13 protein-coding genes are annotated in these 15,982 nt (G+C 41.1%); 7 read left to right on the plus strand and 6 right to left on the minus strand.

From position 1 onward, the window contains the following. Positions 1 to 13: 13 nt before the first annotated feature. Positions 14 to 982 carry an electron transfer flavoprotein subunit alpha/FixB family protein gene (locus HW120_RS06045; RefSeq protein ID WP_177732023.1) on the minus strand — a complete coding sequence of 323 codons (969 nt, stop codon included), beginning with the start codon at positions 980 to 982 and terminating at the stop codon, positions 14 to 16. A gap of 34 nt (positions 983 to 1,016) precedes the next feature. Then, complete coding sequence (locus HW120_RS06050; RefSeq protein WP_177732026.1) at positions 1,017 to 1,763, minus strand: electron transfer flavoprotein subunit beta/FixA family protein; 747 nt, start codon at positions 1,761 to 1,763, stop codon at positions 1,017 to 1,019. Between the two features lie 252 nt (positions 1,764 to 2,015). Here HW120_RS06050 and HW120_RS06055 point away from each other — a divergent pair, with 252 nt between their 5' ends. The 7 genes from HW120_RS06055 to HW120_RS06085 all read left to right on the plus strand — a co-directional run bounded on the left by HW120_RS06055 (position 2,016) and on the right by HW120_RS06085 (position 12,741). After that, a complete protein-coding gene (locus HW120_RS06055; RefSeq protein ID WP_262888440.1) occupies positions 2,016 to 3,017 on the plus strand; it encodes a pyruvate dehydrogenase complex E1 component subunit beta in 1,002 nt (333 codons plus the stop codon). Between the two features lie 63 nt (positions 3,018 to 3,080). Next, the gene (locus HW120_RS06060) at positions 3,081 to 5,594 is read left to right on the plus strand and encodes a DUF5686 and carboxypeptidase-like regulatory domain-containing protein (RefSeq protein WP_177732032.1); all 2,514 of its coding nucleotides are present in this window, start codon (positions 3,081 to 3,083) and stop codon (positions 5,592 to 5,594) included. A 112-nt stretch (positions 5,595 to 5,706) separates the two neighbouring features. After that, positions 5,707 to 6,240, plus strand: a complete 534-nt coding sequence (locus tag HW120_RS06065) for an inorganic diphosphatase (protein ID WP_177732035.1) — start codon at positions 5,707 to 5,709, stop codon at positions 6,238 to 6,240. A gap of 80 nt (positions 6,241 to 6,320) precedes the next feature. Continuing rightward, entirely contained in the window at positions 6,321 to 8,594 is a 2,274-nt protein-coding gene (locus HW120_RS06070) for a glycoside hydrolase family 20 protein (protein WP_177732038.1), read from the plus strand. Beyond that, positions 8,594 to 9,589: an isoaspartyl peptidase/L-asparaginase family protein gene (locus tag HW120_RS06075; protein WP_177732041.1), complete on the plus strand. Its 996-nt coding sequence runs from the start codon at positions 8,594 to 8,596 to the stop codon at positions 9,587 to 9,589. The genes HW120_RS06070 and HW120_RS06075 overlap by 1 nt, the downstream gene beginning before the upstream one ends. Continuing rightward, positions 9,590 to 10,258, plus strand: a complete 669-nt coding sequence (locus HW120_RS06080) for a copper homeostasis protein CutC (RefSeq protein WP_177732044.1) — start codon at positions 9,590 to 9,592, stop codon at positions 10,256 to 10,258. Then, positions 10,258 to 12,741, plus strand: a complete 2,484-nt coding sequence (locus HW120_RS06085) for a beta-mannosidase (RefSeq protein ID WP_177732047.1) — start codon at positions 10,258 to 10,260, stop codon at positions 12,739 to 12,741. The genes HW120_RS06080 and HW120_RS06085 overlap by 1 nt, the downstream gene beginning before the upstream one ends. Before the next feature lie 248 nt (positions 12,742 to 12,989). Here HW120_RS06085 and HW120_RS06090 read toward each other — a convergent pair whose 3' ends face one another. The 4 genes from HW120_RS06090 to HW120_RS06105 all read right to left on the minus strand — a co-directional run bounded on the left by HW120_RS06090 (position 12,990) and on the right by HW120_RS06105 (position 15,955). Then, complete coding sequence (locus HW120_RS06090) at positions 12,990 to 13,586, minus strand: DUF6705 family protein (RefSeq protein WP_177732050.1); 597 nt, start codon at positions 13,584 to 13,586, stop codon at positions 12,990 to 12,992. Positions 13,587 to 13,727: 141 nt separating this feature from the next. Next, positions 13,728 to 14,093 (minus strand): hypothetical protein, encoded by a 366-nt coding sequence (locus HW120_RS06095; protein WP_177732053.1) that lies wholly within the window; start codon positions 14,091 to 14,093, stop codon positions 13,728 to 13,730. Positions 14,094 to 14,549: 456 nt separating this feature from the next. After that, positions 14,550 to 15,164 (minus strand): deoxynucleoside kinase, encoded by a 615-nt coding sequence (locus tag HW120_RS06100; protein ID WP_177732056.1) that lies wholly within the window; start codon positions 15,162 to 15,164, stop codon positions 14,550 to 14,552. Then, the gene (locus HW120_RS06105) at positions 15,164 to 15,955 is read right to left on the minus strand and encodes a hypothetical protein (RefSeq protein ID WP_177732059.1); all 792 of its coding nucleotides are present in this window, start codon (positions 15,953 to 15,955) and stop codon (positions 15,164 to 15,166) included. The genes HW120_RS06100 and HW120_RS06105 overlap by 1 nt, the downstream gene beginning before the upstream one ends. Positions 15,956 to 15,982: the final 27 nt, after the last annotated feature.

The raw sequence follows: 15,982 nt of genomic DNA on the forward strand, positions 1-15,982 counted from the left end.
TTTGTGTTAAAAATTATGAGTTGTGTGCTTTGAACTCTTTTAATTTTTCAACTAATTTCGGTACTACTTCGAATGCATCTCCTACGATACCGTAGTCGGCCACTTTAAAGAAAGGTGCGTCTGCATCCGGATTGATGACTACTTTTACTTTAGAAGAGTTGATTCCCGCAATGTGCTGGATCGCTCCCGAAATACCAATAGCAATATAAAGGTTGGCAGCAACCGGTTTTCCGGTTTGTCCAACGTGCTCACTGTGAGGTCTCCATCCTAAATCGGAAACTGGTTTTGAACAAGCCGTAGCGGCTCCTAAAACCGCTGCAAGATCTTCTATCATTCCCCAGTTTTCAGGACCTTTTAATCCACGACCTGCAGAAACAACGATCTCAGCATCTGCAATCGTTACTTTTCCGGTTACTTTTTCAACGCTTTCCATTTTTACAGAGAAATCAGCATCGTTTAAGCTTGGTGTGAAATCCTCTTCCGTTAATGAAGAAGCCGATTCGATCAAACCGAATGAGTTTTTAGCCAGACCAACCACTTTTACATCGGTAGTGATTTCAGTAATGTTGAAAGCTTTGTTAGAGAAAGCATTTCTTTTTACGGTAAACGGAGCTGTGCTTTCCGGTAAAGCCACCACATTGGAAGCATACCCTGCATTCAAGCCAACGGCAACAAGAGGTGCTAAGTATAAACTGTCTGTAGTTGAGGATAACACCACTACTTTAGTACCTTCTTTCTGAGCAGCCTGTTTGATAACATCAGCATAAGCTTTTGCGTTGAAAGAAGCCAGTTTGTCGTTTGCTACTTTTAAAACTTTGTCTACTCCATATTTTGATAAAGCAGAAACATCAGCAGCATTTACTGTAACAGCTGTTACTGTTGTTCCCATTTTTTCTGCAACTTTCTTAGCATAAGAAGCTAACTCGAAAGCTACTTTTTTAAATTTTCCTTCTGCTGATTCAGCATATATTAAAATTGACATGATCTTCTTTGTTTAATGTTTAATGAATGAAAAATTAGATAACTTTTGCTTCGTTATGTAAAAGGTTGATTAGTTCGTCGATGTTGTCCGGACTTACTAATTTTACTGCCGATTTAGCAGCAGGTTTTTCAAACTTAACAGCTTTTGTAGTGTTTTCTGCTCCAACCGGCTCAAGAATTGTAAGCGCTTTGGTTCTTGCAGTCATAATTCCTCTCATGTTCGGAATTCTTAAATCTTTCTCTTCAACGATACCTTTTTGTCCGCCTACTACTAACGGTAAGTTAGCGCTAAGGGTTTCTTTTCCACCGTCAATTTCTCTGACTGCTTTTACGCTGGTTCCGTTTACTTCAATACCAATACAGGAATTGATGAAGTCTGAACCAATTAAAGCAGCTAACATTCCCGGAACCATTCCGCCGTTATAGTCTAATGATTCTTTTCCGGCAATTACCAAATCATATCCTCCGTTTTTAACCACTTCGGCCAATTGTTTTGCTACGAAAAAACCATCGGTTGGTACTGCATTCACACGAATTGCTTCGTCAGCACCAATTGCTAAAGCTTTTCTTAAAGTTGCCTCTGCATCCGGTCCGCCTACGTTTACCACCGTTACATTTGCTCCTTGTTGTTCTTTAAACCAAATCGCTCTGGTTAAACCAAATTCGTCATTCGGATTTATTACGAATTGAACACCGTTAGTGTCAAATTCTGAATCGCCATTAACAAAGTTAATTTTTGAAGTAGTATCAGGCACATGACTGATGCAAACTAATATTTTCATTTTATTAAAGTTAAAGTTGATTATTTTTCGAGCAACGAAAGTAATGATTTTATTTCAATAAAAAACTATGCACGCATAATAAATGTCTTTTTTGTAATGAAAATGAGAATAAATTCTTAATAATTTTAAAAAATAATTGAAAATAAATGCTTTTTTGCGAAATCGGGACTTTTTTATACTAACCAAAGAGAATGTTATAATTAAAAGAATGTTGAGGTTAAGTGATTTAAAATTTTTATTTTTGCGAATCAAATAAATAAGGATAAACGAAAATACATGAGAACGATACAGTTTAGAGAAGCGGTTTGCGAAGCTATGAGCGAAGAAATGCGTCGCGATGAATCGATATATTTAATGGGTGAAGAAGTAGCAGAATATAACGGAGCTTACAAAGCTTCCAAAGGTATGCTGGATGAATTCGGTCCGAAAAGAGTTATTGATACACCGATTGCAGAACTTGGTTTTGCCGGTATTGCAGTAGGATCTGCAATGAACGGAAACAGACCGATTGTGGAGTTTATGACTTTTAACTTTTCATTGGTTGGTATTGATCAGATCATTAACAATGCAGCAAAAATGCGTCAGATGTCTGCCGGACAATTCTCAATGCCAATTGTATTTAGAGGGCCAACAGCTTCTGCCGGACAATTAGCAGCAACACACTCTCAGGCTTTTGAGAACTGGTTTGCTAACACACCGGGATTAAAAGTAGTGGTTCCGTCAAATCCTTATGATGCAAAAGGATTATTAAAATCGGCTATCCGTGATAACGATCCGGTAATCTTCATGGAATCCGAACAGATGTATGGTGATAAAGGAGAAGTTCCGGACGGAGAATATACCATTCCGTTAGGTGTTGCCGAAATCAAAAGAGAAGGAACAGATGTAACCATCGTTTCTTTCGGAAAAATTATCAAAGAAGCCTATATCGCTGCCGATGAACTGGCAAAAGAAGGTATTTCCTGCGAGATAATCGATTTAAGAACAGTTCGTCCGATGGACCAGGAAGCTATTCTGAAATCGGTTAAAAAAACAAACCGTCTGGTAGTATTGGAAGAAGCATGGCCTTTTGGAAGTGTGGCTTCAGAAATTACATACATGGTTCAGGAAAGAGCTTTTGATTATTTAGATGCACCTATCCAGAGAATCACTACTGCCGATACACCGGCACCGTATTCGCCGGTTCTTTTAAAAGAATGGTTGCCAAATGCAGGTGATGTTGTAAAAGCTGTGAAGAAAGTTACTTATAAATAAGAAAATATCATTTATATTTGGAGCTTCATCTGTGTCATGCAGATGAAGCTTTTTTTTTAGCTTATGAAGAAAATTTATTACGCAACACTTTTGCTCTTTTTGTTTTCCATAGGAATTAAGGCACAGACAAAAGTTAGTGGAACGGTATACGACGAATTAAATGAACCCATGCCTTTTGCAAGTGTTTATTTCAAGGGAACCACTATAGGAGTTACAACAAACGAGAACGGTAAATTTACGCTGGCATCAGAAAACAATCAAAAAATTCTGGTAGTCTCCTTCGTAGGCTATACCAATCAGGAAGTAGTGCTGAAAAACCCGGTTACGGAAAATTTAAAAGTCAAACTAACCACCGGAGAAGAACTTCAGGAAGTGTTGATCGTTAGTAAGCCTAAAAAACACTTGTCTAAAAAAGAAAATCCTGCTTATAGAATTCTACAGGGCATCTGGGCCAATAAAAAGAAAAACGGATTGAAGCTTGCCAAATCCTACGACTATAAACGCTATTCGTCTGTTAGTCTGGGGCTGAGTAATCTGGACAGCGTGTTCCTGCGCAAAATTGTAGGCAGCGGATACGACTCGGTAGCCGAAATTGTAAAAGAAGACAAACGCCAGGATAAATTTGTCATTCCGATCTATATGAAAGAAACAAACGAACATATATACGGAGATACAGCATTAGACAAAGAAAGAATTGACATGGAAGGGGAGCGCAGTACCGGACTGAACCAGCGGGGATTTATCTTTGACAGGGTCAGCAATACCTTTACCACTATTGATGTTTATGCAGACGATATCCAGATCCTGAATAAAGCATTTATCAGCCCGATTTCCACCCGGGGATACGGTGTATATGAATACCTGTTGAAAGACAGTATCATGGAAGGAGAGAAAAAGATCTATACGATTTACTTCTTCCCGAGACAATCGGAAGACCTGGTTTTTGAAGGAAACTTTAAAGTGACCGATAAAACGTTTGCGCTGACCGAAATCTCCATGCGTACCAATAAAAACATCAACCTGAGTTTGGTGCGTAATCTTTATTTCGAAAAATATTTTGAAACATTAAACGATACCATGTACCTGCCAACGCGGGATTATTATGAAGGGGACTTCACGTTGTTTACCAAAAACGACGATGAAAAAGGATTTTATGTGAAGAAGAATTTAGTGTACAACGATTATATTCTTAACGAACCTAAGCAGCCTTCATTTTACGATGAAAAAATCATCCAGGTGAGAGGAGACCAGTTTGAGCAAAGTGATGCCTACTGGAAATCACTGAAAGCAACGGAACTCAAAACCGATGAAACCCGGAAAGTTATTGAAGACCTGAAATCCAATAAAAAGGTAAAAGGCGTAACCGATATTATTACCGTTCTGTCAACAGGCTATGTGGGCGTTTTTGATGGTATCCAGGCCGGATTTTTATGGCAGCTGATTTCCAACAACAACGTGGAAGGACTGCGTCTTCGCGCCGGTTTCAGAACCTATAAAACAGATAACGACCGGTTCCGCGCAATGGTTTACGGCGCATACGGAACAAAAGATGAAAAATTCAAATATGGTGCGGAAGCAAAATACCTGCTGAGCTTTAAACCGAGAATTGTAGTAGGAGCATCCCATCTGGACGATAACCTGCAATTGGGCGGAAGACTGATTGAAACCGATGAATTGCTGCCGAAAAACCTGAACACCAATGTGATTATCGGGCGGGGAGAAAACTATTTCCTGTCGAGAGTAATGCGAACGTCGGTGAATTTTGACTTTGCTTTTAGCAATAACCTGCACATTAACGTATCTACCGTTCGTCAAAGAATAAAAGCAGCCGATCCGGAACATTTTTCTATTGATTACTTGGCACCGGATACCGGACTGATCCGAAACGAACTGACCGATGTGACCAGTAATATTTCCCTGATTTACACGCCAACCCGTTATGTGTACGGTTTTGGAGTAGACCAGAAAATAGGAACAACCTTATATCCGACCATTGTTTTAAAATACATCCGCGGTAATAAAGGTGTTTTTGGAGGCGACTTCGATTATAATAAAATCCAGCTATCGCTGAACAAACCTATATTCCTGAGTAATTTCGGAATCCTGAGAACCAATTTCGAATTCGGAAAAGTATTTGACCCGGTTCCACTACCGTTGCTTAATCCTATTTCGGCCGATCAGACCTTTTCGGTAGTACCGAACTCTTTCTCGTTGCTGAACTATTATGATTTTGTAACCGATACCTATTTCACAGCTCATTTTGAACACCACTTCAACGGATTTATCCTGAACAGGATTCCGTTGATAAAGAAACTAAAATGGAGAAGTTTACTGTTGTACCGGTTTGCATACGGAAGTATTTCCCAGAAAAATATCGACATGAACCGTTCTTTTATTCAATATGCGGCACCGTCCAATAAAGTGTACAGCGAATATGGTTTCGGGATTGAAAATATCGGATATGGTAATTTCAGACCTTTTAGAGTCGATTTTATCTGGAGAACAGATTTTACCAACGTAAACGGGAAAGAATCACCAGGTTTTGGCGTAAGATTCGGATTTTTCCCTGAATTTTAACAAAAACATCCGGTAAAGCTTTTCAAAAGCAGACTATTATGTGTAATTAAACTTGTAAAAAATCAATTTTATTTTACCTTTGCAGTCGCTAAATTTAGAACTAAAAGTAAAAATGAGTACAGCAAATATTGAATCATTCGATGCACTTATCGAAATCCCAAGAGGAAGCAGAAATAAATACGAATACGATTTTGAACAAAAAAGAATCCGTTTTGACAGAATGTTATATTCTGCAATGTTCTACCCGGCAGATTACGGATTTATTCCGGAAACTTTAGCTTTAGACGGAGATCCTCTGGATGTTTTAGTATTGTTTACAGAGCCATCTATCCCGGGATGTTTGGTGGAAGTGAAACCAATCGCTGTTTTCAAAATGGCCGATGACAAAGGACCGGACGAAAAGATCGTTTGTGTACCGGTTTCTGATCCGATCATGAATAAATTAAAAGATATTTCAGATATCAATGTTCATACAATCCAGGAAATAGAACATTTCTTTGCAGTATACAAAGACCTTGAAAACAAAAAAGTTGATGTACAGGGCTGGGGAGACGTTAACGAGGCAGTAGCCATGATTGACGAATGTTCGAAACGTTTTCAGGCATTAGACCAGGCCAAAAAAGATAGCTACTCTATCAAATTATAATTTCAGAAAGCCTCATAATTTTATGAGGCTTTTTTTGTAGTTTTAAATATTCTTAACAAAAACTACAAACACAACTCAAAATGTTTAAGCAATTAACATTTCTGTTTTTACTGCTGGCCAATAGTATATTCGCTCAGGAACTGCTGCCGCTGATTCCGCAGCCCAAAGAAATCAAAAAAGAAACCGGAAATTTTGAACTGAGTGCCGGAACCTTATTACTGCTCCCGGATAGCGCTTTTCAAAATGAAGCCGATTTGTTCAATCAGGCATTACAATCCGGTTACGGCTGGGAACTTCCGGTTGTTAGCAACAGTAAAAGTCCGTTAAACACCCTAACAATCGTCAAAGACACCGATGCCGCTTCGGCTCCGGAAAGCTATTCGCTGGAAATCACAAGTGCACAGATCCGGATTAAAGCAAAAGAAAATAAAGGCGTTTTTTATGCGCTGCAAACCATATTGCAATTATTACCGGTAGCCGCAAAAGACACGATTAGCATTCCGTGTGTGACAATAAAAGACGAACCGAAATACTCCTGGAGAGGAATGCACCTGGATACCGGGCGCCATTTCTTTACAAAAGACTTCATTAAAAAATACATCGACTATCTGGCCATGTACAAGATGAATACCTTTCACTGGCACTTAACGGAAGACCAGGGATGGCGTATTGAAATTAAAAAATACCCGAGGTTAACAGAAATCGGAGCCTGGCGGAAAGGCTCCATGGTAGGACATTATAACGACCAGCGGTTTGATAACGAACGGTACGGCGGATTCTATACGCAGGAAGATATTAAAGAAATCGTAGCCTATGCCCAAAAACGGCATATCACCATTGTTCCCGAAATAGAAATGCCGGGACATTCGCAGGCAGCTCTGGCAGCCTATCCGGAACTTTCCTGTACCGGAGGACCTTTTGAAGTCGCCACACAGTGGGGCGTTTTGGATGAGGTGTACTGTCCGAAAGAAACCACTTTCGAATTTCTCGAAAATGTACTTTCGGAAGTCGTGGCTTTATTTCCTTCCGAATATATCCATATCGGTGGCGATGAGTGCCCTAAGATAAGATGGAAAAACTGTCCGCATTGTCAGGCACTGATCCAAAAAGAAAACCTCAAAGACGAACACGAACTGCAAAGCTATTTTATCCGGCGGATAGAACAATTCTTGAATACCAAAGGAAAAAAGATTATCGGCTGGGATGAAATTCTGGAAGGCGGACTGGCGCCGAATGCCGCCGTAATGAGCTGGAGAGGAACCGAAGGCGGAATCGCCGCCGCCCGGCAGAAACACTTTGCGGTAATGACTCCCGGAGCCTACTGCTATTTCGACCATTACCAGGGAGAACCCAAAAACGAACCGGTGGCTATTGGCGGTTATACCACAGTAGAAAAAGTATATTCGTTCAATCCCACTCCGGAAGTGCTCACTCCGGAAGAAGCAAAATATATTTTAGGAGCACAGGGAAATCTCTGGACAGAATATATCAAAACTCCGGAGCAGGCAACATATATGATTATGCCCAGAATGCAGGCACTTGCCGAAGTGGTCTGGGGAACGTCGCAGCCCGGCAAATACAATAACTTCCAAAAACGCCTGCTGCAGCATTTTGCGGTATTGGACAAAAAAGGAATCCGTTACAGTAAAGCCCTGTTTGAAATCACGTCAAAAGTAAGCCCGTCCGACAATAAAAAAGGCGTATTGTTCTGGCTCAGATCGGCACAGGATAATAAAGGCATCCATTATACGACAAACGGTACACCGCCAACAGCAAAAGCGCCGGCGTATTCAAAACCGATTCCCATTACCCGAAACACGGTTGTAAAAGCGGCCTATTTTGAAAACGGAACACAAAAAAGCGCCGTTATCGAACAGGCTTTTTACAGGACACAATCGACCGGTAAAAAAATAACATTGGTCAGCCAGCCTCATGAAAATTACGGCATAGGCGGAGCCTTTACATTAGTAGACGGAATGAGGGGAAACATGGAAAAGTACGGCAGGGACTGGATTGGTTTCTGGGGGAAAGACCTCGAAGCGACTATTGATCTGGGCAAAAAAACGAAACTGACCAAAGTCACGCTGGATGTTTTGGCAAACGAAGGAAGCTGGATTTATTATCCTGAAAAAGTAAGGGTACTGCTTTCCGAAAACGGAAAAGACTTTAAGCAGGTGAAAGTACTTTCGGCTGCGGAAATTAGCAGTTTAAAAGGAATAATTGCCATGAATATCGGCAAACAACAGGCAAGATTTGTCAAAGTCATTGCCAGGAATGCCGGAAAAATACCCGATGGGAAAGCCGGAGCCGGAGCCGATTCATGGTTGTTTGTTGACGAAATAATGATAGAATAATGGGAAACAGAAGAAACTTTATAAAAACTACGGCAATGGCATCGGTAGCTGTTGCGTTACAATCCTTTAAAGCGCAGAAAACGGCAGACAGTATTCCGGCAGCCGGAAAAGTTAAAAAACCGATCGTGCTTTCCACCTGGCGATTTGGTATTGCTGCCAATGAAGCTGCCTGGGAAGTGCTTAAGAATAACGGCAGGGCTCTGGATGCGGTAGAAGCCGGGGTGAAAGTACCCGAAGGCGACCCAAACGAACGAAGTGTAGGCTATGGCGGACGACCGGACAGGGACGGACGCGTAACCCTGGATGCCTGTATCATGGATGAATTTTCCAATATCGGTTCTGTTGCCTGCCTGGAACATATTAAACATCCCATATCGGTAGCCAGAGCCGTTATGGAAAAAACACCACACGTCATGCTGGTAGGTGAAGGTGCTTTGCAATTTGCCCTTTTACAGGGATATAAAAAAGAAAACCTGCTGGTGGAGGCATCCGAAAAAGAATGGAGGGAATGGCTGAAAACCAGTAACTATAAACCCGTTGCCAATATTGAAAATCACGATACTATTGGAATGATTGCCCTTGACGGGGCCGGTAACCTGTCCGGTGCCTGTACAACAAGCGGTATGGCATTTAAAATGCATGGTAGGGTGGGTGATTCACCTATCATCGGAGCCGGATTGTATGTAGACAATGAAATAGGTGCTGCCACAGCCACCGGTCACGGTGAAGAAGTGATCCGGATTGCCGGCTGTCATCTGGTTGTCGAACTGATGCGGCAGGGAAGATCGCCGCAACAGGCCTGCGAAGAAGCAGTGTCCAGAATTGTAAAACTAACCAAAAACAGAAATAAGGACCTGAAAGATATCCAGGTCGGGTTTATTGCGCTGAACAAAAAAGGAGAACACGGAGCTTATTGTGTTCAGGGCGGATTTAACTATGCGAAATATGATAATTCCGGAAACCGCTTAATTGATGCGGATTATTTTTTTAAGTAAATGAGAAAATTAGAAATAGCCTGTTTTAATCCGGAATCGGCCGTGATTGCACAACAAGGCGGAGCAGACAGGGTAGAACTCTGCGATACGATACAGGAAGGCGGAACCACGCCGGCCTATGCCATAACGGAACAGGCAAGAACAGCACTGGCAATCGATCTTTTTGTGATGATTCGTCCGCGGGGCGGAAACTTTGTCTATTCCGAAACGGAGCTGGAACAGATGCGGTCGGATATCCGCCAATTTAAAAAAATGGGCGTTAACGGATTTGTATTTGGTGTCTTAACGGATAACAATGCCATCGATATCGCGATTAATACCGAACTGGTAACTTTGGCAAGTCCGTTACCTTGCACGTTTCATCGCGCTTTTGATGAAGTTCCGGATGTATCCCGGGCTTTGGAAGAAGTGATCGAATGCGGATTTCAGACGGTTTTAACTTCTGGCGGCGCCAAAAATGTAACGGAAGGCAGCAATACCTTATCCGGATTGGTTACCCGGGCAGCAAACCGTATTGTGATCATGCCCGGCGGCGGACTGCGTTCCACGAATATCCGGTCGCTTATGGAAACGACCAAAGCGGCTTATTACCACTCCTCGGCAATTACCGATGCAACGGCTGTTGCCAGTATTGATGAGGTTGTGGCGCTCAAAAAAAACCTGCAATAATGGGAAAGATCGTGTTTCGATGCCTGATCGTTTTACTGCCATTCCTGCTGCAGGCCCAGGTTTTGGAAAAAGACTTAAGTCACGAAAAATGGGTTTTTAAAAAAAAGGGAACAACCAGCTGGTTAACAGCTAAAGTACCGGGAACGGTCCACACGGATTTACGAGAAAACGGCGTGATACCGGAACCCTTTTTTGCAGATAATGAAAAAAAGTTACAGTGGATTGAAAACGAAGACTGGGAGTGTCAAACCACTTTTACACTCACAAAAGAAGAAATAGCACAGGAAAATGTTGAATTGCAATTTGACGGACTGGACACCTATGCCAAAGTTTATTTAAACGACAAGCTCATACTGGAAGCGAATAATATGTTCCGGACATGGAAAGTCGCAGTCAGTAAGGAACTGAAAGCCGGAACGAATACGCTGTATATCCTGTTTGAATCGGCTGTTAAAAAAGGAAAATCGGAAGCCTCAAAATTACCCTATATCTTACCCGGAGATGAAAAAGTGTTCACCCGGAAAGCCCAATACCAGTATGGATGGGATTGGGGACCGCGCCTGGTTACCGCCGGAATCTGGAAGCCTGTAACCCTCCGGTTCTGGAATACCGGAAAGATCAATACCATCCGGTATGCCCAAAAAATATTGCAGGAGGATAAGGCGCTTTTAGCGTTTACCGTTACGGTTGACAGCCGGAAAACCGGAACCTTTTATTTGACAATCAACGAGCGGCAGACAAAAGTCCGTTTGAAGAAAGGCAGCAATACTATAGAAATGGAATATCCTATAGAAAACCCTAAAAGATGGTGGACAAACGGTTTGGGCGAAGCACATCTGTATCCTTTTTCGGTAAGCCTGGCAGATCATAAAAAGAAAACCCTTGCAACAAAATCTTTGCAGATCGGTTTGCGAACGGTTGAGCTGGTTCAGGAAAAAGATGATAAAGGAAAAAGTTTTTACTTTAAACTAAACGGCGTTCCTGTTTTTATGAAGGGTGCCAATTATATCCCGGTAAACAGCTTCCTGCCGCAAGCCGGCAAAAAAAGTTATGACAACATTGTAAAAGATGCAAAAGAAGCAAACATGAACATGCTCCGCGTTTGGGGCGGCGGGGTGTATGCCGATGACGCTTTTTATGATGCCTGTGATCAAAACGGGATACTGGTCTGGCAGGATTTTATGTTTGCCTGTGCGATGTATCCCGGTGATGCTTCGTTTTTGGATAATGTAAAAAAAGAAACAATCGACAACGTGAACCGGTTGCAGCATCATGCTTCGATTGCACTATGGTGCGGGAACAACGAAAATGATGAAGGCTGGCAAAACTGGGGCTGGCAAAAACAATATCAATATACCGCTGCGGATTCCACAAAAATCCGGAACGACTATAAAAAACTGTTTCACGAAGTCATACCGCAAACGCTGGACAGCCTGTTGGGTAAAGAGAAAAACATTTACTGGCCGTCTTCGCCTTCCATTGGGTGGGGGAAAGAACAAAGCCTGCGTGAAGGCGATTCCCATTATTGGGGTGTTTGGTGGGGAATGGAACCGTTTGAAATATACAAAGACAAAGTTGGCCGGTTCATGTCGGAATACGGATTCCAATCCATGCCCGATCGGAGTACTTTTAAAGCAATAGCGAATCCAGACGACCGGAACCTGGAATCGGAAGCTGTGAAAAACCATCAGAAACATCCAACGGGTTATCAAACGATAAAAACCTATATGGCGCGTGATTTTGTCGTTCCGGATGCATTTGAGGATTATATATACGTTTCGCAATTGCTGCAGGCAGAAGGCATGAAAACAGCTATAGAGGCACATCGCAGGGCAAAGCCGTATTGTATGGGAACTTTGTACTGGCAGTTCAACGACTGCTGGCCGGTGACCTCGTGGAGTTCCGTTGACTTTAACGGGAACTGGAAAGCACTGCACTATCAGGTACAAAAGAGTTTTGAGAACATAATCCTGTCGGTAAACAAAGAAGCAGATGATTATGCGGTTTTTATTGTCAGCGATTTGCTGACTCCGCAACAGGGAACGCTGGAAATGGAACTGCTGGATTTTAAAGGCAGGGTGCTGTTTCAGGAAAAACAGGCAGTAACATTTGCTGGAAACAGCAGTGCAAAACAGGCTGTGCTGAATGCCAAGACCCTGGCGCGTTACAATACTAAAGAAATAGTCTTGTCCGTCCGGTTGCAGCTTCAGGATGGCAGTATAAAAAATGCCTTGTACTATTTTGAGAAAAACAAGGATTTGCTGTTGCCGAAACCTACTATTACCATTCAGAAAAAGGATGCCGGAACACTCGAAATTACTACCGATGTTTTGGCGAAAAATATTCAGCTGTCGGCAGAGGGAACCCATTTTAGTGATAACTACTTTGACCTGTTACCCCAAGAAAAACGACTTATAAAAATGACGGGTGAAGGAAAGCTGCCAGACTGCAAAAACCTTTACGAAGTACAGTCTAAAAAATAATAGTAAATACTTTTTGTTGAATATCAATGTTGTTTCGTTGTATTCATTATAAATATGCTTTAAGTGCTTTTTCTAATGAGTTTTTATTCAGATCAATTAGTTAGACATAAAAAATAGCTGCTAACTTTTAGGATAAACCAAGAGATATAATCTTGGATAAAGCTAAACCTGTGAGTTCCTGATTTTAAGTGTTGAAAGAACGGTTTGCTTTCTGGCGGTTTGCAGGAACGGGGCAAACTGCCTGAAAATTACGGCTGTTTCGTCAAAATGTATTTTCCAATAGGTACACTTTCGTATCCTGCGGGTATTGGCGGAAGTTCGTCGGTATATACGTATGTTTCCGGCTTTAACCCCAGTTTCAGCTTTTCTGTGCCATTTTCTGTATAATATGATAAACTCATTCGTGCTCCCAAATACTCAACTACAGGGTCCTTAAATATTCCTATTACTACTTTACGCTGTCCCGGTAAGCATTCGTCACATCTCCTGATAATTGTAGCATAAATATTATTTGCCCCGTAGGTTGTTGCATTTTGTTCAAGACTGTTAAGCGTATTGGTCTGCTGTGTTCCATTGTAGACAAATGAATATTCACCTACCAGTATATCGGTCATATAATCCCCGTAAGGAACAGTCACTTGATTTTTCTTCTTTAGTACTATGGTTAATGAAGTGGTTCCATCGCTATATTTCCATGTCCCCTGAAATTTATTCAGATCATTGTCAATGTCTTTATAATATCCCCCGGTGATCGCATCGGAAGAAAGATATAGCGGATATTGATTTTGAGAATAACTTACAATGGTATTGATGAGAAGTACTATTATTACAAGTGTTTTTTTCATGTTTTAGAATTTTATTGGTTACATGGTATACTTGTTACCTCGTTTGGAGTATTCAGGTCTATTATTACCTTAGACCAGTTCGGATTTGCGCCGTAAAGATCATTATTGCCGGCTTGATAAATAGCGATATCCAGATTGTATTTATCGTTTGCAACCCAGACTATCAACGTTTATAACCAGGTTCTCGAAATAGGCTGGACTATTATGCTCCCTTGTTATTTTAAAGGTGTAGGAAGTCCTGTTGTCAGCCTCTATTACCTTTGCACCATGTGGCACAATAGTAAAACCATACTGGGCTTCCATCATTGTGCGGGATTTTTCCTTAGTGGTGTAAATTTTATTGTAGGCAGCCATAAACTTACGCTCACCAAGTAGTTCATCCAGAGAGGCTTCCCTGATTTTGATCTTTGCTGTATAGTTTTCCCTGCGGACTACTTCCTCGTTCAGCTCGCAGCCTGCCAGCAGCACCAGGGTCATAAAAAGCCATATTTTAAAAACAGTTTTCATAAATTGTTATAAAAATGTGTTTGCAAATATTACTCCCTGAAAAACAAAACAATTACGGAAAACCCGTAATTAAGGTATTTTGTACCCAAAATGAGTATAAATGCGTAGTAAAACCTTTTACTTTTCTTACAACAGGTATCACGAATACTTAAAATAGTATAGACTAACAGGTTAGCGGCTTCAGAGTCAAACCGTATCGCGATGGGGATAATGGTTTGTAATACAGAAAAACACCGTGCTATTGATGGTGTCACCCCTTTTCGGTCAAATGTTCCGGTAGGGGGTTGAGGTATGGTAGTAAAAGTTTCTTTTCATCCGCGACAGAACGGGTATAAAATGATGCACCAAATGTAAAAGTATGTAGGTGTGTTATATCACCTAAAAAGAAAAACGATTGTAAATCACTTATTTACAATCGTTTTTGGTTGTTTTGATGTATTTGTGTAAACTTTTATTCTAAAATAAACCGTTGATTTCGGCATCAATTCGGTTGATGATGTTTCCAAGATCTTCCGGATTGTCTACAAAATTGATATTGTCTACATCGATGATCAGCAATTTTCCTTTGGTATACGTTTGGATCCAGGCTTCATAACGCTCGTTTAACCGGCTTAAATAATCAATAGAAATGGTGTTTTCATATTCACGTCCTCTTTTATGGATCTGGTTAACCAGGTTCGGAATGGAACTGCGCAGATAGATCAATAGATCCGGCGGAGCGACCAAACCTTCCATTAATTCGAAAAGAGACGTATAATTGCTGAAATCACGATTTGTCATTAATCCCATAGCATGAAGATTGGGTGCAAAAATATGTGCATCTTCATATATGGTTCTGTCCTGTATGATTTTTTTACCGCTTTCGCGAATTTGTAAAACCTGGCGGAAACGACTGTTTAAGAAATAAATCTGAAGGTTAAAAGACCAACGATCCATTTGGTGGTAAAAATCGTCCAGATAAGGATTGTCAACCACATCTTCAAAATGGGGTTCCCATTTGAAATGTTTTGCTAAAAGTCGGGTTAATGTTGTTTTTCCGGCGCCAATGTTTCCTGCTACAGCTATATGCATTATGGTAATATGATTTTATAATTCTTGATTTCGTTATCGGTAAAAATAGATAAAATTTGCTCTTTATAATAAAAACTTTCAATGCTTTTTTCCAGTATCGGAACAATTTGAGCCGTTTGATTTTCTAAATTATAAAGGGACAACAGATTGCCTTTTTTTAATAAAACCTGAGAAGTGCTGATAAATTGTATCGCATCGGCTTCCGGTGCTTTTCCCAGGAAGCTGATCTTTCCGAAAATATTGGAAACATAACAGTTCTGATTCCCGTCTATCCAGTAAAAATAATTGTAATCCGACTGGTATTGTACCGGAGTGTCTTTTATGGGCGATGAAACAGCGCTAAAGGTATTTTTGTAAATATCGTACAAACCCAGTTTCTGGGAATTCTGGTCAAACAGCCACAACCGGTTTTGCGATGCCAGGCTCACGGCTGTAGGAAAAAGCTCCGGGTTGCTTTCTGAAAAATTTATTTTTGTGGTTTCATTTAACTGGTTGTCCAGCAATACGGCAGCATTAAAAGATTTATAATACAAAACGATCTGCAAGGGACTCTGTAAATCTACCTGTTTGATTCGTCCGAAAGTCAGGTTGCGGTACTGAAACTTTTGCGTCGCATTGCTCTTCCGGAATTCGTTATCTTTGATGGTATAGGAAAAGCCAAAAGGATCTTTCCCTACAAAAACAGCTCCTTCGGTATTGTCACTGGCAATAAAAACTGCGTCAATGCTTTTTTGCTGGGCAAAAGCAAGGGAACAACAGGATAAAAAAAGATAGAGGAGTATTTGCTGCATAATGCTGCAAATTACGAATAAACCTTT

Source organism: Flavobacterium inviolabile (genome assembly GCF_013389455.1).
GTDB lineage: Bacteria > Bacteroidota > Bacteroidia > Flavobacteriales > Flavobacteriaceae > Flavobacterium > Flavobacterium inviolabile.

Coding starts and splice junctions, on each gene's coding strand:
- HW120_RS06045 (WP_177732023.1), bottom strand. CDS start 982: ATGTCAATTTTAATATATGCTGAATCAGCAGAAGGAAAATTTAAAAAA.
- HW120_RS06050 (WP_177732026.1), bottom strand. CDS start 1,763: ATGAAAATATTAGTTTGCATCAGTCATGTGCCTGATACTACTTCAAAA.
- HW120_RS06060 (WP_177732032.1), top strand. CDS start 3,081: ATGAAGAAAATTTATTACGCAACACTTTTGCTCTTTTTGTTTTCCATA.
- HW120_RS06065 (WP_177732035.1), top strand. CDS start 5,707: ATGAGTACAGCAAATATTGAATCATTCGATGCACTTATCGAAATCCCA.
- HW120_RS06070 (WP_177732038.1), top strand. CDS start 6,321: ATGTTTAAGCAATTAACATTTCTGTTTTTACTGCTGGCCAATAGTATA.
- HW120_RS06075 (WP_177732041.1), top strand. CDS start 8,594: ATGGGAAACAGAAGAAACTTTATAAAAACTACGGCAATGGCATCGGTA.
- HW120_RS06080 (WP_177732044.1), top strand. CDS start 9,590: ATGAGAAAATTAGAAATAGCCTGTTTTAATCCGGAATCGGCCGTGATT.
- HW120_RS06085 (WP_177732047.1), top strand. CDS start 10,258: ATGGGAAAGATCGTGTTTCGATGCCTGATCGTTTTACTGCCATTCCTG.
- HW120_RS06090 (WP_177732050.1), bottom strand. CDS start 13,586: ATGAAAAAAACACTTGTAATAATAGTACTTCTCATCAATACCATTGTA.
- HW120_RS06095 (WP_177732053.1), bottom strand. CDS start 14,093: ATGAAAACTGTTTTTAAAATATGGCTTTTTATGACCCTGGTGCTGCTG.
- HW120_RS06100 (WP_177732056.1), bottom strand. CDS start 15,164: ATGCATATAGCTGTAGCAGGAAACATTGGCGCCGGAAAAACAACATTA.
- HW120_RS06105 (WP_177732059.1), bottom strand. CDS start 15,955: ATGCAGCAAATACTCCTCTATCTTTTTTTATCCTGTTGTTCCCTTGCT.